At 69.9% G+C, this 23949-nt stretch carries 21 protein-coding genes and 2 pseudogenes; 12 read left to right on the forward strand and 11 right to left on the reverse strand.

The annotated features are described in order from the left end of the window. The first annotated feature begins 531 nt into the window (after window positions 1-531). On the forward strand, window positions 532-879 hold the full coding sequence (locus OHA86_RS04915; protein ID WP_329172811.1) for a MerR family transcriptional regulator: 348 nt from the start codon (window positions 532-534) through the stop codon (window positions 877-879). Between the two features lie 232 nt (window positions 880-1111). Here OHA86_RS04915 and OHA86_RS04920 read toward each other — a convergent pair whose 3' ends face one another. After that, window positions 1112-1981 (reverse strand): hypothetical protein, encoded by an 870-nt coding sequence (locus OHA86_RS04920; RefSeq protein WP_329172813.1) that lies wholly within the window; start codon window positions 1979-1981, stop codon window positions 1112-1114. 375 nt (window positions 1982-2356) lie between these two features. Between OHA86_RS04920 and OHA86_RS04925 the strand changes: the two genes are divergently transcribed. Then, window positions 2357-3412 (forward strand): sodium:calcium antiporter, encoded by a 1056-nt coding sequence (locus OHA86_RS04925; RefSeq protein WP_443071637.1) that lies wholly within the window; start codon window positions 2357-2359, stop codon window positions 3410-3412. Between the two features lie 173 nt (window positions 3413-3585). Continuing rightward, on the forward strand, window positions 3586-4797 hold the full coding sequence (locus tag OHA86_RS04930; protein WP_329172815.1) for a DUF4158 domain-containing protein: 1212 nt from the start codon (window positions 3586-3588) through the stop codon (window positions 4795-4797). Between the two features lie 106 nt (window positions 4798-4903). Here the strand turns inward: OHA86_RS04930 and OHA86_RS04935 are convergent. Beyond that, window positions 4904-6187, reverse strand: a pseudogene (locus OHA86_RS04935) (IS701 family transposase); the annotation flags it as partial. A 151-nt stretch (window positions 6188-6338) separates the two neighbouring features. On the opposite strand from OHA86_RS04935, the gene OHA86_RS04940 reads away from it, so the two are divergent. Then, window positions 6339-7472 carry an IS630 family transposase gene (locus OHA86_RS04940; protein ID WP_329172816.1) on the forward strand — a complete coding sequence of 378 codons (1134 nt, stop codon included), beginning with the start codon at window positions 6339-6341 and terminating at the stop codon, window positions 7470-7472. A gap of 21 nt (window positions 7473-7493) precedes the next feature. Here the strand turns inward: OHA86_RS04940 and OHA86_RS04945 are convergent, their stop codons facing one another. The 3 genes from OHA86_RS04945 to OHA86_RS04955 form a co-directional block, all read right to left on the reverse strand. After that, window positions 7494-7817 carry a hypothetical protein gene (locus OHA86_RS04945; RefSeq protein WP_329172818.1) on the reverse strand — a complete coding sequence of 108 codons (324 nt, stop codon included), beginning with the start codon at window positions 7815-7817 and terminating at the stop codon, window positions 7494-7496. 189 nt (window positions 7818-8006) lie between these two features. Further along, window positions 8007-8627: a helix-turn-helix transcriptional regulator gene (locus OHA86_RS04950; protein ID WP_329172820.1), complete on the reverse strand. Its 621-nt coding sequence runs from the start codon at window positions 8625-8627 to the stop codon at window positions 8007-8009. Window positions 8628-8890: 263 nt separating this feature from the next. After that, window positions 8891-10651, reverse strand: coding sequence for an eCIS core domain-containing protein (locus OHA86_RS04955; protein ID WP_329172821.1), 1761 nt, complete (start codon window positions 10649-10651; stop codon window positions 8891-8893). 1017 nt (window positions 10652-11668) lie between these two features. Here OHA86_RS04955 and OHA86_RS36005 point away from each other — a divergent pair. Continuing rightward, a pseudogene (locus tag OHA86_RS36005) lies at window positions 11669-11821 on the forward strand (RICIN domain-containing protein); the annotation flags it as partial. A 51-nt stretch (window positions 11822-11872) separates the two neighbouring features. On the opposite strand, the gene OHA86_RS04960 reads toward OHA86_RS36005, so the two are convergent. Then, window positions 11873-12424 carry a 2'-5' RNA ligase family protein gene (locus OHA86_RS04960; protein WP_329172822.1) on the reverse strand — a complete coding sequence of 184 codons (552 nt, stop codon included), beginning with the start codon at window positions 12422-12424 and terminating at the stop codon, window positions 11873-11875. A 540-nt stretch (window positions 12425-12964) separates the two neighbouring features. Here OHA86_RS04960 and OHA86_RS04965 point away from each other — a divergent pair. Next, window positions 12965-14446 carry a glutamate--cysteine ligase gene (locus tag OHA86_RS04965; protein WP_329172824.1) on the forward strand — a complete coding sequence of 494 codons (1482 nt, stop codon included), beginning with the start codon at window positions 12965-12967 and terminating at the stop codon, window positions 14444-14446. A gap of 145 nt (window positions 14447-14591) precedes the next feature. Here the strand turns inward: OHA86_RS04965 and OHA86_RS04970 are convergent, their stop codons facing one another. Then, window positions 14592-14978, reverse strand: coding sequence for a beta/gamma crystallin domain-containing protein (locus tag OHA86_RS04970; protein ID WP_329172825.1), 387 nt, complete (start codon window positions 14976-14978; stop codon window positions 14592-14594). Between OHA86_RS04970 and OHA86_RS04975 the strand changes: the two genes are divergently transcribed. After that, window positions 14949-15554, forward strand: a complete 606-nt coding sequence (locus tag OHA86_RS04975) for a TIGR03086 family metal-binding protein (RefSeq protein ID WP_329172827.1) — start codon at window positions 14949-14951, stop codon at window positions 15552-15554. The genes OHA86_RS04970 and OHA86_RS04975 overlap by 30 nt on opposite strands. A gap of 137 nt (window positions 15555-15691) precedes the next feature. Here the strand turns inward: OHA86_RS04975 and OHA86_RS04980 are convergent, their stop codons facing one another. Continuing rightward, the gene (locus OHA86_RS04980; RefSeq protein WP_329172828.1) at window positions 15692-16297 is read right to left on the reverse strand and encodes a hypothetical protein; all 606 of its coding nucleotides are present in this window, start codon (window positions 16295-16297) and stop codon (window positions 15692-15694) included. Window positions 16298-16562: 265 nt separating this feature from the next. Between OHA86_RS04980 and OHA86_RS04985 the strand changes: the two genes are divergently transcribed. Further along, complete coding sequence (locus OHA86_RS04985) at window positions 16563-16916, forward strand: hypothetical protein (protein WP_329172830.1); 354 nt, start codon at window positions 16563-16565, stop codon at window positions 16914-16916. Window positions 16917-17015: 99 nt separating this feature from the next. On the opposite strand, the gene OHA86_RS04990 is transcribed toward OHA86_RS04985, so the two are convergent. Next, entirely contained in the window at window positions 17016-17174 is a 159-nt protein-coding gene (locus OHA86_RS04990) for a hypothetical protein (protein WP_329172832.1), read from the reverse strand. A 216-nt stretch (window positions 17175-17390) separates the two neighbouring features. Between OHA86_RS04990 and ypfJ the strand changes: the two genes are divergently transcribed. Continuing rightward, window positions 17391-18281 carry a KPN_02809 family neutral zinc metallopeptidase gene (gene ypfJ / locus OHA86_RS04995; protein ID WP_329172834.1) on the forward strand — a complete coding sequence of 297 codons (891 nt, stop codon included), beginning with the start codon at window positions 17391-17393 and terminating at the stop codon, window positions 18279-18281. A gap of 87 nt (window positions 18282-18368) precedes the next feature. Continuing rightward, window positions 18369-19295, forward strand: a complete 927-nt coding sequence (locus OHA86_RS05000; protein WP_329172835.1) for a hypothetical protein — start codon at window positions 18369-18371, stop codon at window positions 19293-19295. 299 nt (window positions 19296-19594) lie between these two features. Here OHA86_RS05000 and OHA86_RS05005 read toward each other — a convergent pair whose 3' ends face one another. Further along, the gene (locus OHA86_RS05005) at window positions 19595-19828 is read right to left on the reverse strand and encodes a hypothetical protein (protein ID WP_329172837.1); all 234 of its coding nucleotides are present in this window, start codon (window positions 19826-19828) and stop codon (window positions 19595-19597) included. Between the two features lie 27 nt (window positions 19829-19855). Beyond that, a complete protein-coding gene (locus OHA86_RS05010) occupies window positions 19856-20995 on the reverse strand; it encodes an inorganic phosphate transporter (RefSeq protein ID WP_329172838.1) in 1140 nt (379 codons plus the stop codon). Window positions 20996-21279: 284 nt separating this feature from the next. Between OHA86_RS05010 and OHA86_RS05015 the strand changes: the two genes are divergently transcribed. Further along, a complete protein-coding gene (locus tag OHA86_RS05015; protein ID WP_329182231.1) occupies window positions 21280-22428 on the forward strand; it encodes a permease in 1149 nt (382 codons plus the stop codon). A gap of 278 nt (window positions 22429-22706) precedes the next feature. Beyond that, window positions 22707-23564 (forward strand): lamin tail domain-containing protein, encoded by an 858-nt coding sequence (locus tag OHA86_RS05020; RefSeq protein ID WP_329172839.1) that lies wholly within the window; start codon window positions 22707-22709, stop codon window positions 23562-23564. The last annotated feature ends 385 nt before the right edge of the window (window positions 23565-23949 follow it).

The following is a 23949-nucleotide window of genomic DNA, read 5'->3' on the forward strand; positions in this document are numbered from 1 at the left end:
GACATTGAATGGCGGCTTGGCTATGGTTTCTCTCGTAGCCAGAAGGACAGCAGGGCCTGGCAGAGACGAACTGCCAGGCAGCAGTACACGTAGTCGCAGTGCGCAGGGCGGTGCGGTGGTGGAGTTGCGAAGCCAGGGTTGTTGCAGGACGGCGACGGGACTGACGACCGGACCGGGTGGCCCGCAGTGATCAGGGGCCGCCACGAGCAGTACCGCAGTGGCAGTATCCGCAAGTGCAGTGCGCAGTATCCGTTCGGCAAGTGAGTGATCCCAGAGGGAAGAACGGAGGAGCCCAAGCGCCATCAGGATCGCCCGGGCGGACGTCTTGAGCCCGGGTACCGCAGGACATCGATAGTGAGGTGGTCTCCGGTCAAGCAACCGCGATCCCCGCGCCCCCGACAGCATTCCGGTCGGGTCCGCGGAAACAGAGGGCCGGCGCAGTACGAGGGCCGGCAGATGGTGTAGCAGTTCCTTCGGGGCCCTGGTGCATACGGCACCAGGGCCCCTCCACGCGTTCCACAGAGAGGTGCAATGACCGCAGACGACTCGTTCGGCCGCCTTGACGACGACGACTACCCCGCCTACACCATGGGCCGCGCCGCCGAGATGCTCGGCACCACCCAGGGCTTCCTGCGCGCCGTCGGCGAAGCCCGCCTCATCACCCCGCTGCGATCCGAGGGCGGCCACCGCCGCTACTCCCGCTACCAACTACGCATCGCAGCCCGAGCCCGCGAACTCGTCGACCGCGGCACCTCCATCGAAGCCGCCTGCCGCATCGTCATCCTCGAAGACCAACTCGAAGAAGCCCAGCGGATCAACGCCGAATACCGCCGCGCCGCCGAAACCGCGAACCCCACCACCGCAGCCCCGGACCGCTGAGACCACCAGCCTCCGCGACCGGCAGCCGCTGCGGCCGCCGCCCACGCGGGTTGCCCGGGACGCCGAGCGTTCCGGGCACCTACCGGGCCAGTGGCGCGGCGCGGCCGGCGCGGAGCTGCCAGGGGATGGTTCGCGAGGTCGCGCATCAGTGAGATGCCGCTGCTGACGTTGACCACGACCGGCGCGTCCGACCGCTGCATCGGCGCTGCGTCCGCCGGTGCGCCCCCGTTGCTCACTTCCGGACGGTGAGCGGGGTGGTCAGGGTCGGGCCGACCCCGGACACCTGGGCGCTGATGGTGACCGTGGTGTCCTTGGACACGGAGCGGGCGTCGATCGGGACGGTCCAGGAAGTGGCTCCGCCGGGGGCGACCTGGGTGCCGCCCGGTGCCGCCACGAAGCCGTCGCTGGACACGACCGGTACGTAGCTGCCGCCGGCCAGGAGCGGGGCGGTGAACACCAGAGTGGCGGTGGCCCTGTCGCCGGCCTTCACCGGGTTCGGCGAGACCTTCAGCGACTTGAGCACCGGGGCGGGTGCGGTCGCGGTGAGCTTGATGCCGTACACACCGTCGCTGCCCTGCACCGTCTTGGTGGCCAGGACGTTGTCCTCGGGATAGACCTGCTGGTCGCCGGTGGCGGCGACGACGAGGTAGCGGCCGGCGTGCAGCGGCAGGGTGGTGGAACGGTCGCCGTCGGGCGCGGTGCTCTGGATGATCCCCGACGGCGTACCGTCCGGGTTGATCTGCTCGAAGCCGACGCTGAGCCCTCCCCGGTCGGCGTTGTCCACCAGCCCCGCGCCCACGTCGGTGGCCTCGACGGTGTAGGACTGGCCCTCCACCGCGGTGAAGTCGAACCAGTCCACGTCGCGCGGCTCGCTCTTGCCGGGCAGCGGGTCCCGCCCCTGGCAGATGGCCCGGTGCACGGTGCCACCGACCTGGATCGGCGCGACCGCGCCCGTACCCGCGTCGTCGATCTCGTACGGGTCGGGGGCGCAGGCCAGGGTGACGGCGGGCGAGGGGACGGCGTGTGCCGGGACGGCGACGAGAGCCAGCCCGGCAAGGGTGCCGGCGGCAGCGGTCGACAGCCGGGCGAAGCGACGAGACATACAGACTCCTTCATACCGGTGCGGCGGGTGTGCCCATTCCCGTACTGGTCGGATGCCTGCGCACAGCCAGCGCGTCGCCGGCATCCCACCGGCTATACGTGCCTGGCCCGGATTCGGTTCAACGCCGGCCGGCCCGCTCGGGCGAGCCCGTGCGGCTGTGCAGAGTGACGGCTGCGAAGGGGAGCAGCCCCGCGAACCGGCCGTCACATGCTGGAGCCCGAGTGCGGGGTTCCCGGTGGCCGGGCCCGTGCAGATCCTGCCGGGTGGGCGAGACCTTCGGCTCCGTGCCGACGTCGTATTGCGCGTCGCGGGGCCGAGGTCGTACGTGTGCTCCCGGCGTGTCGTCCCTGGTCTTCCGCGGTGCCGGAAGGCTGGATGGTCCATGTGATCCATTTCGTACTGCTCATCGTGTGTGCGGTGGCGATCTACCTCTCGTGCGAGTGGTTCGTCAACGCCGTGGAGTGGCTGGGCCAGCGCCTGAACGTCGGCAAGACGGCGGTGGGCACGATCCTGGCCGCCTTCGGCACGGCGCTGCCAGAATCGGTGGTGACGCTGGTCGCGGTGACCACCGGCAGCACCCCCGAGGCCAAGGACATCGGCGTCGGAGCCGCGATGGGCGGCCCGCTGGCGCTGTCCACCATCGCCTACGGCGTCACCGGATTCATACTGCTGCTCAAGCGCCGCCGCCGTGAGACCGACGTGCGCGAGGAGACCGGCATGATGCCCACGCGGTCCGCCCAGCAGGCGCTGGGCGACGAGAAGGACATGCGGCGGCTGGCCAAGGACCAGAAGTGGTTCCTGCCGATCTTCGTCGTGAAGGTCGCCCTCGGCCTGGTCGCCTTCGCGTACAAGCCCGTCCTGGGCGCCCTGTTCTTCGCCGCCTACGCCGTCTACTTCTGGCGCGAGATCCGCGCCGACGACGAGGCCGGCGGGGAGCACGAGGAGTTGGAGCCGCTCAAACTCCAGCGCACGTCCGCGTCGCCGGCCACCTGGGCGGTCGTCACCCAGACGCTGGCCACCCTCGCGGTGATCTTCTTCGCCTCGCAGCTCTTCGTGAAGCAGCTCGACGCGATCGGACCCATGCTCGGCCTGTCCACCACGGTGACAGCGCTCCTGCTCTCCCCCGTCGCCACCGAACTCCCCGAAGTGATGAACGCCGTCATCTGGGTACGGCAGGGCAAGACCAAACTCGCACTGGCGAACATCTCCGGAGCGATGATGATCCAGGCCACCGTCCCCAGCGGCCTCGGCCTGATCTTCACCACCTGGAAATTCGACGGCGCGCTGATCTGGTCCGGCCTGATCACCATGGCCGCGATCGTCTACCTCCTGCTGACCATGCGAGCCCACCGCCTCACCCCCGGCCGCCTGACCGTGGCAGCCGGCTTCTACCTCGTCTTCGCTCTCGGCCTCATCCCGATCCTCAGCTGATCTGCGGTTCCGCCGCCACGTCCCGCCGCTGCCGCCCCTGCAACTCGGGGTGCCGGTAAGAACGCTGTCATCAGCCGCAAACGACGGTGATCTTGTGGAGGCGTCACCCGTGTGGGTGAGTTCGGGGTCGTACAGCTGCGCGGGGTGAGGCCCCGGGAGGACGATCGACAACCGTGGCCCCTACCTCTTTGGACCTGGACGACCTGGTCGAGCACTGGACGCTGTTGAAGGACGAGCAGGGGCTCGTGTCAGGCAAGCGCGGTGCGACGAGACTGGGCTTCGCCGTGTTGCTGAAGTTCTGTACGCAGTGCGGCCGGTTTCCCCGGGGCCGGTTCGAGTTGCCGGGCGAGGCGGTGGAGTTCGTCGCCCGGCAGGTGCAGGTACCCGGCGCCGAGCTGGACGCGTACGAGTGGAGCGGCCGGACGGTCGAGTACCACCGCGCGCAGATCGGCGGGCGCCTGGGCTTCCGGGAGTGCAGCGTCGCGGACGCGGACAAGCTGGCCGGCTGGCTCGCCGAGCACGTCGCGTGCAAGGAGCGGCAGCCGGAGCAGGTACGGGTGGAACTGCTGGCCCGCTGCCGCACGGAGAGCATCGAGCCGCCGGCTCCGGGGCGGTGCGACCGGATCGTGGGCGCCGCGCTGCGCGTGGCCGAGGAGACGCTGACGGTGAGGATCTCGGCCCGGATCACGGTGGAGAGCACGGAGCGGATCGTCGCCCTGGTGTCGGGCAAGGAGAACATCCTCTTCAGGCTCGCCGAGGCGTCGATCGGCGAGCCGGAGGGCACGGTCCGCGAGGTCGTCTACCCGGCGGTGTCCGGCGGTGAGCAGACGCTGCGTGAGCTGGTGCACGAGTTCAAGACCCGTGGCCCGGTCTACCGGCGCACGGTGCAGACCACCTTGAAGGCGTCGTACACCAACCACTACCGGCGCGGGCTGATCAGGCTGCTGGATGTGCTGGAGTTCCGTTCGTCCAACCACACGCACCGGCCGGTGATTGAGGCACTGTCGCTGGTGGCCCGGTACGCGGCGGCGGGCAACACCACGCACTACCCGCTGGGCGAGACAGTGCCGGTGCACAAGGCGATGGGCGGGGACTGGGCCGAGGTCGTCCACCGCACCGACAAGCGGGGCCGGCGTCGGGTGGTGCGCATGGTCTACGAGGTCGTCGCCTTCCAGGCCCTGCGCGACCAGCTCAAGTGCAAGGAGATCTGGGTGGTCGGCGCCGACAAGTGGCGCAACCCCGACGGGCGCCCGCCTCAACCTCGCCGCAGCCTCCGTACCGGGCCCCCGAGCCCCGGCCGACCAGACCACGCGGTCCACTGCGGAGAACGCATGAACCTGCTCCTTACGGCACCACAGGGGACTTGCTGCTTTTGCGCGTTGTAATCACAGATCGCTAGTAGGGCTTGGTCAGGTGTGTATGGGTATGGGTATGTCGCGGTGGCAGGTGGGGCAGGCGCCGGCCCAGGTGGCGAGGAGTAACTGCAGGTCGCGGACGACTTGGTAGAGACTCAGGCCGACGCCGTGTCTTTTGGGGCGGTGCCCAGTCTGTGCAGGGTGCAGAAGGCGTGGGCCACGGAGACCAGGGTGACGTGGTGGTGCCAGCCGTTGAACGTGCGGCCTTCGAAGTGGGCCAGGCCCAAGGCCTGCTTCATCTCGCGGTAGTCGTGCTCGATGCGCCAGCGGAGTTTGGCCAGCCGGACCAAGGTGGTCAGCGGGGTGTCCTCGGGCAGGTCGCTGAGCCAGAACTGGACCGGTTCGGGTTCCCTGGCGGGCCATTCGGCCAGCACCCAGCACTCGGCGAGTTCCACGCCGTCGGTGGCTTCGCGAATCTCGCGTCCGGCGGGGCGGATCCGCAGGGCCACGAACCGCGAGTACATGCGCTTCAGCCCGCTGCGGCCCGGCCGGGACGGGAGCCCTCACGCCAGGACACCGGCCGGGCCGCACCCCGGCCAGCCTGGACCACCAGGGTTTTCACCGAGCGGGCCGGCTCGGGATACCTGGACACCGGTGGTCGCCCGGTGCCGCCGTAGGGCGGCGTGACCGGGCGGGCCGAGGCCGGGTGGGCAGTGGGCGTGGTGGAGATCCCGACCACGTAGTGCAGGCCCCGCCGGTTCAACCCGAGCCGGAACGCGGCACTGTCGCCGTAACCGGCGTCGGCGAGGACCAGCGGGACCTCCACACCCCAGGACCTGATCTCGTCGATCATGTCGAGCGCGAGCTGCCACTTCTCCACGTGACCCAGATCGGCCGGGATGCCACAGCGTTCACGGCGGGCCACTTTGCCCGGGTCGGCCAGCTCCGAGTTCTGGTCCCAGGACTTGGGCAGGAACAGGCGCCAGTTGACCGGGGCGGAAGCGTGATCCCGGGCCAGGTGCACCGACACCCCGACCTGGCAGTTGGTGACCTTGCCCGCGGTGCCGGTGTACTGCCGCGACACGCACGCGGACGCATCGCCGTCCTTGAGGAACCCGGTGTCGTCCACGATCAACGCGGTCGGGCCGATCTCCTCGTGCACCCGCCACGCCAGCCTCGCCCGCACATGAGCCCAGCTCCAGGGACTGGAGGTCACGAAGTGGGCCAGTGCCTGACGGTTGCCGTCCTCGCCCAGCCGCGCAGCCATCGGCTCCACCGACTTGCGCTGCCCTTCCAACAACAGCCCGCGAACATAGGCCTGCCCCCAGCGGTGCTGATCGGTGCGCGTGAACGCCTCGAACACCTCCGCCGTGAACGCCACCAGGTCCTCCCGGACCTGATCCAACTCCCCAGGTGTCACACACCATCAACGCGCACAAACCCACCAGGACACGCCACCAGCGCGTACACCTGACCAAGCCCTACTAGTGCCGCATCAAATAACGTTCGCCCTGTGGTGACGCGCCGTCTGATGGTGATCCGGGCGGCGCGTCGTGCGTCACGATGTGCGGGTGGCTGAGCGTGTGCGGGTCCGCGAGATCGATGACGATGAAGGGCGGCGGCTGCTGCGGATCGTGCGTCGGGGGACTGGGTCGGTGGTGACGTGGCGGCGGGCGCAGATGGTGCTGTTATCGGCCCAGGGCATGCCGGTCGCGAAGATCGCCGAGGTGACGTTCACTAGCCCCGACCGGGCCCGCGACGTGATCCACAACTTCAACGCCGACGGCTTCGCCTCGCTCTACCCCAAGTACAAGGGCGGCCGGCCCAGGATGTTCACCCTGCCTGAGCGGCGCGAGATCAAGAAGATCGCCAAGTCCAGGCCGGTCGAGCACGGCCTGCCGTTCTCGACCTGGAGCCTGGTCAAGCTGGCCGACTTCCTGGTCGCCGAGGGGGTGGTTGACGACATCAGCCACGAGGGCCTACGCATCCTGCTCCGGGAGGAAGGCGTCACCTTTCAACGCCTGAAGACCTGGAAAACCTCGAAGGATCCCGACTACGCAGTCAAGAAGGCCCGCGTCGAGCACCCCTACGCCATCGCCGACGGCGAGGTCCTCCCCGAACCGGGAGAGCCCGAGGTCGTGTTCTGCCTGGACGAGTTCGGCCCGCTCAACCTGCAACCCCACCCCGGCCGCCAGTGGGCCGAACGCAGCGGTAAGCACAAGGACCCCGACCGTGAACCGCGCCCCCGCCGCCGCGCGACCTACACCCGCCCGCATGGGGTCCGCCACCTTTTCGCTGCCTACGACCTGGGCAAGGACCAGCTCTACGGCCACATCAAGAAGACGAAGACCAGGTCGAAGTTCCTCGAGTTCTGCCGCTACCTGCGCTCCCTGCACCCCGTCGGCACGCGTATCGCGATCATCTGCGACAACTACTCACCCCACCTGACGACCAAGCGGTGCCAGCGGGTCGGGACCTGGGCCGCGGCGAACAACGCCGAGATCGCCTACACCCCGACCAACAGCTCCTGGCTCAACCGGATCGAGGCCCAGTTCACCGCCCTGCGCTACTTCGCCCTCGACGGCACCGACCACCCCAACCACAAGGCCCAGGGCAGCATGATCCGCCGCTACATCATCTGGCGGAACAAGAACGCCGCCGACAAACGCCTCAGAGCCATCGTGAGCAGGGCCAACGCAGCCTGACCCGCCAGGGCGACAAGGCCGTCACCACAGGTGCAGGAAGCTCCGGACGTCGTCGTAACCGTCGACGGCCCGACCGTCCACGTCCGTCGGGTCGGCCTCAGCCCGCGTCGCCAGCGACTGCACCAGCGCGACGGCTTCATCGCCGAGGTGTCCGAAGCGTCGAGCGGTGTGCCCCAGGCACAGCCCGGCCAGCCCGAGCAACGGACTGCCCGACACGGCCCGAGTCCCGACCTGCACGCACCAGTGCTCGACGAACTCCGCGTCGTCCTCGTTCAACGCGGTCCCGACCAGGACACCCGCCGCCTCGCCCTCCGCCGAGCGGTCGCGCAGGGCCCGCTCCAACATCTCGACCACCACCTCGTGAGGCAGTGCAGGAGGGTTCTCGAAGCTCAGATGAGAATGCACCCGGCGAGACTACGCGGACCCCGTCCGACAGTTCCTGCCGGGCCGAACGCGTGCAGGATCATGAAATCGATGACGCCGAAGGATCGCCGCATGGCGCAGCGCCAACGCCCCATCTTGACGCCGCCACTGTCAGCTACTGCCGTCGTCGAGTCCGGCGATGACTCTGACGTCCGCTTCGGACATGTCCAGGATCCTCGCGATTAGGCGGGCCTGCAGAAGATTCGGGTTGCGCCCACCGCGAAGCATGTGGATGGTCGACATCGACAGTCCGGCGGCCCTGGCCATTTCCCCGACCGGAATCCCGCGCAGGTCCATCAATTCGGTGAGCATCCGTCCGAACGGATGTGGCTCCGATCGCCCGGCTGGGGCAACGGCCGGGCCTATGACAACGTCACCGATCTTGGCCTGGAAGCGGATCAGCCGGTCGCCCGTGAAGCCGACCTTCGCGACGAACGGCAGGCTCTCGCTGCTGCCGGAAGCGACCGTTCCCGGGATCGACACCTCAGTGAACCTCACGGCGGGATCGCAGCGGTGATCCCCGGTCTCCGCGGGAAGTCCCGCCTGGACGCTGTCGATTTTCCAATCGCGGTTCCACCACGGAAGGGCCTGCAGCACCTCGTTGAAGAAGGGCGGCAGGACGGTCAGGTCCACGGGGTCCGGAGGATTCTTCTGACCCACCCAAATGACACCGGGCCAGTACCTCAGTGCCGCGATCACGTCCGACGTCAGCGCGCGGTTGGCAGTCTCCACGGCCACACTCTCCCACCGGTCGGCAGGGCAATCTCCCATGACCAGCAAACGTTGTCTCATGCGGCACTAGTTGTGCCACGCTCAGACAGTGCGCCGTCCTCTCCAGCGACGGCTCCACCTCGGCCAGACGCAATGCGTACCGCGCGTACGACCGGCTCACCGCTGCCACGAAGCCCTGACCGTCACCCAGAGCTGCTTTCCCCCGAGGACGCGACTGGGATTCCGGACCAACGTGCCAGTTCACCAGGATGGGACCCATGAGCTCAGCCCTCCAGGGTGATGGAGAGGGCCGCTCCGATGAAACCACCTGTCCCTACCTGGTAGCTGTGCCAGGTCTCGCCCAGTTCTCGCCTGGTGCCGTACATCCGGAAGAAGAATAGCGGGTCGCCACTGGAGAGAGTGTCATTACCCACGGCCGGATCGCGGCGGGCGTAGTTCTCCATGGTGACGTAGTCATGGCCGCTGGTGGCGACGACGGTGCCGAAATGGTATTCGAAATACCTGTCCCTGTCGCGCGCATCCTCCTGCTGGGCATCACCGTAGCCGACCGTCGTCACAACGGAGCCGGGGGCGGGCGGGGGTAGGAAGTCGTTGAGCCCCAACTGCTCCAGCGCCTCTTCGAGTTCCGGCGAGTCGGCGTCCTTCAGGTCCTGGAATTCCCGGCTCATCCGCTGGGTGTATGTGAAATAGGCCGCGTTGTCGCCGACGACGGAGGATGCTTCCCGGCGGGCCGTTTCGAGCGTGTTCAGGTGCTCCTCGCCGCTGCTGTGGACGATGTCGAGCACCTTGGCCAGGAAGTTGTCCCAAGCTGTGGTGCCGTTGAACGCTACATCTCTCCGGCCGGAGACGAAGTCCGCCATCTCGTTGCAGCGCTGCGGGGTGAGGACCGACAGGCCGGTCGTCTTCTTCGTCTTCGGTGCCACCAGCCCGGCCAGGCCACCGGTACTGCCCGCTCCCCGTCCGGCTTTGGCGAGTTCGCTGGCCGTGTTCTCGACGACCGGCTTGACCTGGAACAGCCGCTTCTCGCCTGTCTCGCCCCGCATCCGCAGGAAGCGTTTTCCCTGATGCAACCGGACCCGTCCGGTGAGAGCCTCGTTGGCCGCTGCGATGTGCTGCTCTGCGGCGAAGAAGACCTTGGACTCGCCCGAACCCTGCTCGACCGCGAGGTCGTAGTTGTCGGAGATGCGCAGCCTGACGCTGCCGTTGTACGTGATGTTGGCGGCTAGCGGATCGGTGCCGGCGTAGTAGCTGCCGTTCTCCTCGTGTTGACTCGGGAAGAACTTCTCGTCGCCGTCGGCGTCCTTGGCTGGTCCGATGACCGCTTTTTTGTGCTGCGTCGGGTAGTTCGCGGTGCCGGGGTCGATCTCGACGTACCGTTGGACGGCGACATCCCCGCCGGAGGGATTCGCCGAACGCTGGATGGTCATGGACGGACCGCCTGCCATGATCTGCTGGGCGTTGGCCTCGGCCTCGCGTTCGAAGACGTCGGAGGGATGGCTCAGACTCAGCCCCTGGCCGTTGTCGGTACCCGCGACGGGGCCGGAGCGCTGCTGGATGACATGGGTGAGTTCATGCACGAGCGTGTGCTTGTCCCCGCCGCCCTCGCCGATGACGACGTGGTTGCCCGAGGTGTAAGCGCGGGCGCCCACTTCCGCCGCTGAGGCTTGCGCGGTCGTGTCCGTATGGAGGCGGACGTCCGAGAAGTCCGCGTCGAGTCGGGCTTCCATCTCGGTGCGCGTGTTGTCGTCGAGAGGGCGGCCCGGGGAGCGCAGGACGTCAGGGACGGTGGAGCGCTGCACGGGCTGCTCGGCCTGCTGGTGACCACAGCCCGCGTTGTGCCGGTGCCTTTCCTGGGCCCAGGGGTGTCCGGCCCGGCGGAGCATCTGGACGACTGCCGCGTTGCCAGCGCTGCCCTGGAGGGCCAAGAGTGGGGGGAGCGGCGTTGCGGCGCGGCCGGTCGGTGTGCGGGCCGATGACCGGCTGTTCTCCGCCTCGTTGCTCCTTGCGCTGCCGTTCGCGTGCATGGTCTTCCTCCCGTGTTATCTCCACCTACGCCGATGCCCGTGCCCCTGGCCCCGCCCAGGCTCAGGTCGCCGCCCCCTGCGGCGGACACGGCGCCGACTCAGGGGATCACGTTCCAGCGATGGGGGCCGGGCCGGTGATATGCCCCTTGATGGGACGTTAGGGCATTCCGCAAGTCCGCCGCCGCGGAACGGCTCTCCTCGGCCTGATCTCGACCCTGCATCAGGATTACTGCCGCAGTAAATACCGGATTCACTGCGGCGGACTCTCCGGCCGCCACAGGCGAGGTGTACGCATTTGCTGCGGCAGAACCGGAAGGGCGGGACGGGCGTGGCGATCGAACCGGTGACCGAAGTCGGGAGCGGGGGCGCGCTTCGGGTGCCGCGCGCCCGGGTCGTGCCGCTTTCCGCCCCGCCCGCGTCGTACACCGCGGCGGTCGAGCGGTACCTCACCGGCGCGGGCATCGCGAAGTCCTCCGCGCGGATCTACCGGATCTCACTGGCGACCTGGGGATGGATGCTGGCCGGTGAACCGGCGCCGACCGGGCCCGCCCGTCGGGGCGCGAAGCCGCCCGTCTTCCCCGTCGCCGCGATCGACGACCCGGCGCTGCCAGAGGCGCTGGCCGAACTGGCGGCGGCGCGGGCGGACGACACGTCGCGGAACGCGACCCCGTCGCACGTCGCCGCACGTGACACCCGTCGTTTGCCGCTGGTGACAGCGTTCTTACCGGCACCCCAACTCCCAGACGTCCACGTCGAAACCGATGTCGTCAGCCTCCAACCGCCAACCGGGTGGTGCTGGGCGACTTCAAGCGCGCCCCCGCTCCCTGCCCGTCGGCGGAACCACCGGCATCCCCGCGAACTCCCACATCTACGAGAGCGGCGGGCCCACCCGACTCAGCGGCGGGCGGCTGGACTACGCCGTCTCGAACGTCTACACCCAGAACTGGCAGGCCGCCCGCGGCAACCACGCGGCCGCGTCATCGACGTCTACCAGGCACGTAGGGGGCCAACGGGGCGCACATCATCCTCTACCACCCCGACGGCGGCACCAACCAGCAGTGGACCCTGCGCCCGGACGGCTTCCGCAACAGGTCCAACCGCATCGTCAGCGTGAACAGCGGCAAATACCTGGACGTCGACAACGGCACCGCCGGCAAGGAAGGCTCCCGGATGAACATCTGGACCTGCCACCGCAACGGCCCCGAGCGACGGTCGCGCGGATCAGAGGCTCGGGTGTGGCGGGTCCCCGAGCCGATACCGGGTGCGGTCCTGCCACGCGGTGCCGTCCCAGATGATCAGACGCACCTCCCGTACGGAGGAGCTCAGTGGCAGCAGCGAGGCGAACTCGGACTCCAGCGCGTCGTAAGCGGCCTCGTATTCGTCCGGGCCCTCGCCGCGGGACACCGTCATATGGGGGTCGAGTCCCTCGTCGCCGAAGATCCCGCGGTACGGGATCAGCTCGGGCCATTCGTCGCGGACGTCCTTGATCAGCGCACGGACAGGGTCAACCGGGCTGGGGTCGAGCATCAGCGCGCCGGGGTGACGGCGGAACTCCCGGAAGTGCAGGGTGAACCGCTCACGGGAACCGAACAGCGCCGTCAGCCGGTCCTCCACCCCCGTGTCGATCCGGCTGGCGTGCAAGAACGGATAGAGCACCGTCACATGCGCCGGAAACCCCGCCCGGACCAACGAGTCGGCCTCCGGCACCCTGACGCTGAGCGCGGTGTCCCCCGGCACATCGGGCCAGCCGTCCCCGTCCTCGTCCACGGTCATGGGAGGCCATGCTGCCACGACCGCCACCGACGCCGAGCCCTCACCCCTCCTCCCCGACCAGGCGGAAGCCGCACGAGCCGCAGACCGTATGCCGAGCAGGAGCCGCTGAGAGGTGCTGCGGCGCGCTCTACGTCACCGTCCGGCGGACGCGGACCGGGTGGTGTGGGAGAACTGGCGGCAGACCGTGCCGACAGCGCTGGCCAGCCGCCCCTGCCTCACCCGCACGTCCTGCGGCGGTGAGCCGGGCCGCGCAGGCGCAATTGCAGGCGCGGACGGCGATGCGTCCCCGCTCGCGCCCGGCGGCGGCGCCCTGCGGTGTTCGGGGCGGCCTGGCCTGCGGTCCAGCTGTTCTGGGCAGTGGGGCCGGGAGCGGGCGGAGCGGGGAAGGCGGGGGCGAGAGCTGGAGCAGATCGTGCGCCGGGGCGCCGTGACCTCGGCTTATGCGGCGCCGGGCCTGTATGGTTTTGTCCCGACCCCCCGAGCGACGGCCGGTCGGCAGCGGCCGGGTGCCCGGCCCATGACGACAGCCGGGAGCAAGCCATGGGACGCGAACTTCCGCAGCGCGACTTCACCGACGAGGACACCGCGCGATTCGCCGCGCGGCTGCGCGCCTCGCTCGGTCTTCTCGACGAACTGCTCTCCTCGCCCGGCTTCGGTGGCGGGGAGCGGACGATCGGCGCCGAGATGGAGATGTTCCTCGTGACGCCGGACGGCGTCCCCGTCCCGCGGAACGAGGAGGTACGGGCGCTGGCCGCCGACTCCCGCCTCGTCCTGGAGGTCAACCGCTACAACCTGGAGGCCAACCTCACCCCTGTCCCCTTGCGCTCCCGTCCGTTCACCGCGCTCCACGACGAGGCCGCGGCCCTGCTGGACATCGTGCGCAAGGCAGGCGCCCGCTACGGAGCCGAGCCGTACTGCGCGGGCCTCCTGCCGACGTTGCGGCCCGGTGACCTGACGCGCCGCAATGTGTCGTCCAGGAAGCGGTACGCGCTGCTCGACGACGCGCTGGGGCGGGCGGGGCGCGGTCTGCGCGTCACCGGTGAGCAGCGCTGCCGGATGCGCTCGGACACGATCTGCTCGCAGGGCGCCGCCAGTTCGTGGCAGGTCCATCTCACCGTGCGCCCGGAGGAGTTCACCCGGTTCCACAACGCCGCCCAGCTCATGACGGCCCCCGTCCTCGCCGTCGCCGCCAACTCGCCGCTGCTGCTGGGCAGACGGGTGTGGGACGAGACCCGGATCCCCTGGTACGAGCAGGCCTTCGGCCAGCACCGGCGCCGGTTCGCCCCGGCCGACCGGCGTTCCGGCTTCGGCCACAACTGGCTGCGCGGAGGCGTCCGGGAGCTGATCGAGGAGTCGGTGACCCGGTACGCGCCACTGATGCCGTTCAACTCGGACGGACCCTGGGACCGGCCCGCCCGGCCCGGCGGCCCGCCTGCGCTGGAGGAGCTGCGGCTGCACCTGGGCACCCTGTGGTGGTGGAACCGCCTGGTCTACGACCCCGCCGGGGCCGGGCACCTGCGGATCGAACTGCGCGCGCTGCCCGCGGGGCCGACCCCCGCCGACATGGCGGCCAACACCGCGCTGCTGACCGGTCTGGTCCTCGACCGCGCGGCACGCGAACCCGGCGGCGACCTGCCCTTCGCGCTCGCCCGGGAGAACTTCTACACCGCGGCCCGCGACGGCATGGCGGCCCGCCTGTGGTGGCCGTCCGGCTCGTCGGCGCCCGTACGGGTGGCCGCCAGGGACTTGGTCATGGCTCTGCTGCCGCGGGCCGCCGCGGGACTGGCCGGCGCCGGGGTCGCGGACAGCGAGGTGCAGCGGTGGCTGGGGGTGGTGGAGGCCCGGGTACTGGCGGGGCGTTCGGGTGCCCACTGGCAGCGCAGGACCCATCGCGCGCTCGGCTCGGACACCGCGATGGCCCGCCGATACCTGAAGCTGAGCGCGACCGGCGCCCCCGTCCACAGCTGGCCGGCGCCTCGGCCCTCCGTACGCCCGAACGCGAAGGTACGGACGGTGACGTAGCCGGTCGGCGGCTCCGCGCCGCAACCGCTACCGGACGCGCTGCTCGGGGCGGACCCGGGCGCGTCGCCGGCCGCCGGCTCCCTCGCGCGGTATCAAGACCGGCTCGGTCAGCGGCGGCGCCGCCCGCGCGGCGCCGGGTGGGGCGTCACAGGATCTGGATCGCGGAGACCTGCGGCGGGCGGTTGGGGAAGGTGATGTCGTGCCAGCGCTCGATCTTCACCGAGTCACCGTTGGCGTCGTAGTAGATCAGGTCGTTGTTGCACCCATGCCGCTCGGCAAAATGATCACTCGAACGGGTGCGCAGGCCGGCAGGCCACGGCGCTGCCGTGGGCGTCCGGGTCTGGATCGACCGGCCCCCACCGGGGTCCGTGGTCCGGCATTTCGGGTGCGACGGCGAAAATTTCCGCCGAACGGGCAGAACCGGACCCCCCGTCACGAAGTTGCTCTCGTCGGGCCGGAATACAGCCGGCCATGAACTGATCTTGATGAGGGAGTCGGCAACATGACCATCGGTGGACTCAGCGTCCTGCACCGGGCCCACAGCTACCTGCGCACCGTGGCCCTCGACGTACCGGAGGACGCGTGGGGTGCGCGCACCCCGTGCGACCAGTGGACGGCACGGCAGGTTCTCAATCACGCGCGGCTCGCGCAGGACGCCTACACGGCGGTCATCGCCGAAGCCGGCGGGGTGAGCCTGGAACCCGTCTTCGCGCCCGAGGACGCCCTGCCGCCGCAGCACACCGACGTCCTGGGCGATTCGCTCGACGGCCTGCGCGCCACGCTCGCCGAGCTGCCGGCCGGCCTTGCCGAGGTGCCCACGCCCATGGGGCCGATGCCGCCTTCACAGGCGGCCTGTTGCGCGGCTTTCGACGCGGCCGTCCACGCATGGGACATCGCCGTCGCCACCGGCCAGCGCCTGCCCCTGGAGGACGACCTCGCCGACGGCCTGCGGCCCGCCGCGCGGTTCCTCGTCGGCCCACTGCGAGAGCTCGGCATGCTCGCCCCGCCCAGGACAGACCATCCGGCAGGCCCGGGCGCCGAATTGCTCGCCGCCACCGGCCGCGACGCCAACTGGATCCCGACCCAGGCCGCGTACGCCGTCTGCTGAACGAAGGCCGACCCCCTCAGCCGACCGCTCGCGGGCCGGGCACAGCTTCTTGCCGCGGCGGGGAAGGTCCGGTCCCGCTCACCCTCGCGCCCACGTGTCACCCGGGTCGAGCACGAGCCTGAGCAGCGGCCCGGCAGCTAGGCGGTCGCGACGGCGGTCTCGTCGGCTGCCGCGGCCGGGGCGGGGGCGGTCGCGGCCGGTGAGTAGTAGACGGACCGGCCCTGCTTGGAGCGGAGGCTCTGCCCCTTGGCTACCAGGGCTTCGAGGGTGTTGCGCACCGCGGTCGGCTGGATCTTCCGGCCGGGGTGGGCCTGGGTGAGTGACGTGGTGATCTCGGCTGCCGAGCGCGGTTCGCCGTGCTCGGTGAGGTCGGCGGCCACCAGCTTCACCAGGGTCGGGGTGCCCGAGGAACCGCTGGCGGCCGTGGCGCTCTTGGCCGCGGGCTTCTCGGCGGCGGACGACTTGCGTGTCCGGGCGGCCGGCTTGGGAGTACGCGCCCGGGGCACCGTCGGCGCATCGGCCGGTACGCCGACCGGTCCGGCGCCCTGCGCGGGCGCGGGTGTCGCACCGACCAGGGTCTGCCGGACACCGACCAGCAGTGCGTGGTCCTGCTCCAGGGCCGTCAACTGCTCCTGCAACGCGGCCAGCTCGGCGGCGATACGGGTCTTCTCCTTGGTGGTGCGCTCCAGGTCGGCCTCGACCTGGGCAAGATACTGGGACTGCAAAGTGGCGTTGTCCGCCATGGCGATTCAGCTCGCTTTCCTCTGTGCACGGGTGAAGGCAGTCGCAGGTACCCGCGTCGCTGCCCGGGCGTTCAGTGGCCGCCGGAGAAATACCCCGCACCCAAAGGTGCTCTGCGCGCCGCACCCCAGGGTAGGCGCACCGTGACCTCGGCCTGACGGTGCCCACCGGTCCTCCGCCCGGGGCGCACTAGTCCGATCGGGTGATGCGCGCCCGGGCTACGGACCTTTAGCCTGTTCCTCCGTCAAGCAGGAGGATTTGGGACACATGAGCTTACGCAGCCACACCCGCGCCACAGCCACACTCTTCGCCACAGCGGCCCTCGCGGTCGGAGGTGTCATGGCCGGTGCGGGCAGCGCCCAGGCAGCCACCGCCGTGCACTGCACCACCGGTATCGGCGTCCTCGGCTCGATCTACAACTTCACCGCCCTCGGCTGCGGCTCCTTCACCGACACCGGGGGCCCGTACACCGTCGAGGTGGACCAGCTGAGCGCCATCGGGTTCTTCCCCGGCCCGTTCGGCCCGCCCGTCTACAACTACGGCCACCAGACGGTCACCTGCCAGGCATTCACCGCGGGCGACAACAACGTCTACGGAGCCAGCGCCTGCACACTCAACTGAGGCTCCCGGCGTCAGCGCGGCCGTGACGGGGCGGAGGTGCGCCGGGCCGGGTCACTCCCGCCCAGGACCACCCCCGCTCGGGGTCACTCCCGCCCAGGATCACTTCCGCTCAGGGTCGTCATGCTCCGGGACACGAGGAACCTGGCGTTCGTTGATCGCGTCGGTGTAGGAGGCGAGCACCTCATCCATGACCTCGTCCTCCACATCTTCGTTCTCGCGGGGAGATGAACTGTCGGGCTTGCGGTGCGCATCAGTCATGCGCACCGCATAACCGCGCAGGACGCGTTCACTCAACCGGAAGCGCGACGGGGCCGGCGGTCGCCATGACGCCGGCTCCGGGTCCGGGTCCGGCTCCGGCTCCGGCTCCGGCTCCGGCTCCGGCAGGAAGCTCCCCGGATGAGACCCGCTCGGACGGGTAGGCGGACCGGGCGGCGCGGGGCAGGCCGGCGCGCGCGGCTTGAGGAGAGTCAGCGAATGGAGTTCGACGACAACGCCGCCCTGGACACCTCCGAGGTCCAGGACAACCGGGGCGGGGCACTGGGCGGGATCCCCGGTGGCGGGAAGACGGTGGGCGGCGGAGTGGTCGGACTCCTGGTGCTGATCGCCTCGGTGGTCTTCGGGGTGAACCCGGGCCTGCTCAGCTCCGACAGCACCACCGGCACGGGTGCCCACGGCACCGGCTCAGGCGATCTCGCGGCGGACTGCCGTACCGGCGCGGACGCCAACAGCAGGGACGACTGCCGGGTCGTGGCCGTGGTCGACAGCGTCCAGGCGTTCTGGAAGCAGACCGAGACAGCCGCGGGGAAGTCCTACACCCAGGCCCCGACCTCGCTGTTCACCGGCAGCGTGAGCACCGGCTGCGGAAACGCGACCTCCGAGGTCGGGCCCTTCTACTGCTCCGCCGACGACAAGGTCTATCTGGACCTGGGCTTCTTCGACGAGCTCAGCAGCAAGTTCGGCGCCAAGGGCGGCCCCTTCGCCGAGGCGTACGTCATCGCGCACGAATACGGGCACCACATCCAGGACCTGAGCGGCACCATCTCCCGGGGCAGCGGCGAGGGCCGGAACAGCGGCTCGGTGAAACTGGAGCTACAGGCGGACTGCTACGCCGGGGTATGGGCCCACCACGCCACCACCACCCCTGACCCCGGGAGCGGAAAGCCGCTCATCACCCAACTGACCCAGTCCGACATCAGCCTGGGGCTGGACGCGGCCGCCTCCGTAGGCGACGACCGCATCCAGCAGAAGTACCAGGGCAAGGTCACCCCGGACACCTGGACCCACGGCTCGGCGGCGCAACGCCAGCAGTGGTTCAGCACCGGCTACAAGTCCGGCGCCGTCGCCGACTGCGACACCTTCGCCTGACGAATCCCGTGCTCGGTTGCCGCCGGTGCGGCAGGTCCAGGGCGGTGCGGGCCAGAGCGGGGCGGTACGGTGCGGGACAATCGCCGGGTGTACGCCTCGATCCGCGCACTCGACCACCTGCTCGACTCCATGCCCGCGATCGGCCCCTCCCGGCGGCGCCAACTCGGCGCCTTCCGCGGCGAACTGTCCCGGGCACTGGCCCTGGACGCCTTCCGCCCGGCCCGCGACAGCCTGACCACGCTGCTCGATGTCCGCACGCTCCAGCGGTACTTCGACGTGGCCGAGTCCGGCGAGCTGCGGGACCGGCTGGTCGGCGGAGGCAGGCCGCCGACCAGCCGTGCGACCAACCAGGCGCGACGGGACTGCGTCGACCTGCTCCTCTCGGCAGCCCGGCAGCCCCGGCTGCAGACGGCCGCACCGCCCTGGGGCCGCGATCCGGCCACCCGCCCGCCGGTCGCGCTGCGGCCCACACCGCAGCCCGGTGAACTCGCGGAGCTGCGCGGGCGGCTCGGCGACGCCCTGTCGGCGCAACTCGACCCCGGCCAGGCGCGGTTCACCGCCATGGTCGCCATGGTCCTGGACACCGCGGCCCGTGCCGGCGAGCTGGCCGGCCAGCAACTCGCCGACCTCCACGAGGACATGTCCCATGTGACGGTGCGGCGCCGCCCGCAGCACAGCACAGCCGCAGTGGCACTCGCCGGACCGGACGTGCTGCCGCTGTCCACGCTGACCACACGGGCGCTGCGGCAGTGGCTCCCGGCCCGCGGACAGCTGACCGCCCCCCCTGCAAGGCGCGGCCACCGCACTGTGGGTGAGCCTGCGGTCCAACCACACCGGCCTGCCCGACGACCACGGCCGCGCCGCCCTCCGCCCGCCCGGCCTGCCGCTGGAGGACAGAGGCCTCGCCCGCGCCTACGCCACCGGCCGCCGGCGATACGCGCTCGCGCACCTGCTCCCGCCCAAGATGGAACAGCTACGCCGCGCCGTCACCCCCACCCCCACGACGCCCCCTGACCGACGCTGACCTCCCCCTACAGCCGCCTTTTGCTCTCTTTTCGTGATCCACACAACTGGCGCCATGGGCCTGTTATTAGAATCTGATCGTACCGGCTCCCGAAACTGCGCCGCCGGCGTGGAGCAGCGCCACCTCAGCCGCCACCTGCGGTTCCGCGCCGCCCGCTACCCGGGCCGGCCGGCGGCCCAGGACACCTCTGAGCCCCGTAGAGGTCCGCGGTCGCCCACCGCACGATCGGCCGTCCGACGCCGCTCGGCCCATCGTGCGGCCGTCCCGGTGGCACAGCGCGGCGACGCCGTCAGCCGGGGACGATCATGTCTATTCCGTACGCCGCAACCGCCAGGCACGCGGCGAAGCACAGCACCGCCGCGCCCCCGGCGACCCGGTCCCGTCGGCCGGCCGGGCCCGCGCCCCGCGGTGCCACCATGCGGTTCCAGGCGACGACCCCGAGGGAGAACATCACGACGACCAGGACGGTGACACCGAAACTGGCCAGCGCCACCTCCCCGAGGCTGGTCCATTTGATATCCATCCTGCGCTCCTTCGACCGCTGCGGGGATCACACGGCCGACCGGTCGGCGGGTTCCTCGTGCCGGTCGGGCAGTTCGTTGACGTTCTCCCGGTTCACCGGCGCGCGCCGGGACAGTGCGTAGAAGCCGGCCGCCGCGGCCAGGGCGACAAGCGCGACGAGGGCGACACCGAGGTTCCCCCGGTCGGCGACCCACGCCGCGACACCTCCCACGGCCGCCGCCGCGGGCAGGGTCAGGGCCCAGGACACCGCGATCCGCCCGGCGATCCCCCACCGCACCCGGGCCAGTCTGCGGCCGAGCCCCGCGCCCAGGATGCCGCCGGTGCAGACCTGCGTGGTGGACAGCGCGAATCCCAGGTGCGACGAGGACAGGATGACCGCCGTCGCGGTGGTCTCCGCGGTGAAGCCCTGGGGGGCCTCGATGTCGGTCAGGCCCCTGCCCATGGTGCGGATGATCCGCCAGCCGCCGACGTACGTGCCCAGCGATATCGCCAGGCCGGCCGAGAGCACGACCCACCAGGGCGGTTGCGCGCCGCGGTGGAGGACTCCGGTGGAGATGAGCGCGAGGGTGATGACCCCCATGGTCTTCTGCGCGTCGTTGGTGCCGTGGGCCAGGGCCACCAGGGAGGCCGACCCGATCTGCCCCCTGCGGAACCCTTTTCTCGCCTTGCGTTCCGACGTCCGCCGGGTGATCACATAGGCCAGGTACGTCGCCACCAGAGCCACCCCGCATGCCAGGATCGGTGAGGCGATCGCCGGGATCACGATCTTCTCGACGACCGTGTCGAAGTGGATCGCCGGTCCGCCGGCCCCGACCCATACCGCGCCGATGAGCCCGCCGAACAACGCGTGCGAGGAACTCGACGGAAGGCCGAAGAGCCAGGTGGTCAGATTCCACAGAATCGCGCCCACCAGTCCCGCGAAGATCATCACCAAAGAGACCTTTTTGTCGTCGACGATTCCGGTGGAAATAGTGGATGCCACTTTCGTCGAGAGAAAGGCGCCGGCGAGATTGAGGACGCCGGCCACTGCGACGGCCACCCGCGGCGACAGCGCCCCGGTGGCGATGGATGTCGCCATCGAGTTGGCGGTGTCGTGGAACCCGTTGGTGAAATCGAAGGCGAGCGCGGTCAGGATGACGGCTATCAGAAGAAAGGAAACACTGCCCACTGCGAGCCTCCCGCACCAGGGTCGTGCTGGATCATGCGGGGCGCACCGGACCCGTCTCCCGTACTGCGAGCGGGTGAATCGGCGAATCGGCGCTGTCAGGCCGTGGACCACGAGCCCGCGATTACGTTCAGGCCGCTTCCGATCTGGCGCGAACATCATATGTGCGATCGTCATTTTCATGATGCCCTGGCCATCACCTCCCGACAACTCGGGCACTGACGTGCCGCGCAGTGCCCCGTGTCGGTGGACCCCATGTCCTGCTCGTCCGGAAGGCTTCAGGGATGATCCACGCCGTACTGCACGCCCTGTCGATCACCGGTTCCATGACCTGGGAGATCACCTGGGCCCTGATCCTGGGTTTCGCCCTGTCCGCCGTCGTCCAGGCCGTCGTCCGCAAGTCCACCGTCGTCTCGCTGCTCGGCGACGACCGCCCCCGCACCCTCGCCGTCGCCGCCGGCCTGGGCGCCGCCTCGTCCTCCTGCTCCTACGCGGCGGTCGCCCTGGCCCGCTCGCTGTTCCGCAAAGGCGCGAACTTCACCGCGGCGATGGCCTTCGAGATCGCCTCGACCAACCTCGTCGTCGAGCTGGGCGTCATCCTCGCGCTGCTGATGGGCTGGCAATTCACCGCGGCTGAGTTCGTCGGCGGCCCCCTCATGATCGTCGTGCTCGCGGTGCTCTTCCGGCTGCTCCTGCACGACACACGCCTGCGCCAGGCCCGCGAGCAGGCCGAACAGGGGCTGGCCGGCTCGATGGAGGGCCATGCCGCGATGGACATGTCCGTCACACGCGAGGGCTCCTTCGCCCGGCGGCTGCTGTCCCGCGAGGGCTTCACCTCCACCAGCCACGTCTTCGTCATGGAATGGGCGGCGATCCTGCGCGACCTGGTCATCGGCCTGCTCATCGCGGGCGCCATCGCCGCCTGGGTGCCCGACTCCTTCTGGCGCACGTTCTTCTTCGAAGGCCATCCGCTGGCCTCCAAACTCTGGGGGCCCGTCATCGGCCCGCTCGTCGCGATCGCCTCGTTCGTCTGCTCCATCGGCAATGTGCCGCTCGCGGTCGTGCTGTGGAAGGGAGGCATCAGTTTCGGCGGTGTCGTCGCGTTCGTCTTCGCCGACCTGCTGATCCTGCCGATCCTGAACATCTACCGGAAGTATTACGGCGCGAGAATGGCGCTCTTCCTGCTCGGCACGTTCTACCTCGCCACGGTCATCGCCGGGTACGCCGTGGAGTTCGCTTTCAGCGGCCTGGGCCTCGTGCCCGATCAGGCCGACGCGAAGATCCCGACGGAGGGCGTCACCTGGGACTACACCACGTGGCTCAACATCGCCTTCCTCCTGCTGGCCGCCGCCCTCCTGGTGCGGTTCTTCCGCACCGGCGGCACGGCGATGCTCCGCATGATGGGCGGATCCCCCACTCACGAGGCTCACGGGTGAGCGTGCCACCGAGGATTTCCAGTTCACCCGCAAGGATGAATTCGACGCTCGGGGAACGGACCCGGCCGCCCCTCGGACCGTCCGCGTCGCCGTGGTGAGGCGGTCAAGAGCGTCCGACCGGCCACGGGGCCTGCTTTCAGGTCAAGACACAAGATCATCACCCACGCCATGTGTCGGCGGGGCTACGTTTCGTGACCGCGCCTCCTTGTGGCGTGCGAACCGCAGCCGGGCCGGGCTCGTCCTGCCGCCGGCTGCCCGAGCAGGAAGCGAGACGACGTATGTCGACCGTCACCACGACAGGTACGTGGCCTTCGATGACCGCCAACCCGCCCGATCTCGAAGGGCTCAGCACCAGCAATGTGCGGTGGGGCATACCCGCGGGCGGCGGCAAGAGCGGCTACGTGTTCACCGGCAAAACCACCGACGTGGTCACGGACGGCACCGAATTCGTGATCGGCACGTTCACCCACCAGAACTTCCCGATCCAGTCCAACGGGGTCAACCAGTTCGAGGTGGACCTGTCGGTCAACGTCACCTTCGAGGGCGGCCTGTCGAAGGACTTCAGCTTCCGCTTCCGCCACAACGAGACCCCCAACGACGGGCCCGACCCCGACGACATCGTCGACCTGCCGACCACCGTCTCCCCCGAGACCGTGACCATCGACGGCACCGAGTACGCCGTCGTCATCACCGGCTTCAAGCAGGGCGGCAACATCGTCACCCGGTTCATGAGCCCGGAGAACGGCGCCAACGACGGCGACATCGTCGCGGTGCTCGCCCGCACCGGCGCCCCCGACATCGCCATCACCACCGTCCGTTACAAGGGCGACGTCAAATACACGCAGGCCGACGAGTACGTCGAGATCATCAACCGCGGCACCGCGCCCGGCGACATCTCCGGCTTCGTCCTCGGCGCCGACGACCGCGGCCAGGACTTCACCTTCCCGCCGGGCACCGTCCTTCAGCCCGGCCAGCGCATCCGCGTCTACACCAACCAGGTCCACCCCGAGTGGGGCGGCTTCAGCTACGGCAGCGGCAAGCCCATCTGGAACGACAAGGGCGACAACGCCGCCCTGCGCGACACCAGCGGCAACCTCATCTCCGGCTACGGCTACGGCGCTGCCGCAAAGCCCTGACCTGGCCACCGCGGCCACCGCGGCTGACCACCCCGTACGCGCCGAGGAGCGCCGCCGGTAAGCCGGTGGCGCTCCTCAGCGCGTACGCCGGTCCGGGCACGGCTGCTCCAGGTCGAAAAGAGAGCCTGACGCACCGCGATTCGGACACACCGGCCGAATAAGGCGGACGTAGCTTTTCTCCCCCCGCCGCCATCGGGCGGTCTACGTTCTCCAGCTTGGGTCCTACGGTGCTGACGTAGTAGCGGTCGTATGACTGATGCGAGTGAGACGGGAGCATCGGTGCCCGCAGCGCCCCAGGTGGCGCGCGGAATCCCGGTGAGCGGATCCTCACGCACAGTTCTCCACCCTCTTTCGCACCTGCGCGGAGGGGCGGCCCTGAGTCGCC

Origin of the sequence: Streptomyces sp. NBC_01477 (genome assembly GCF_036227245.1) — a bacterium.
Lineage (GTDB): Bacteria > Actinomycetota > Actinomycetes > Streptomycetales > Streptomycetaceae > Actinacidiphila.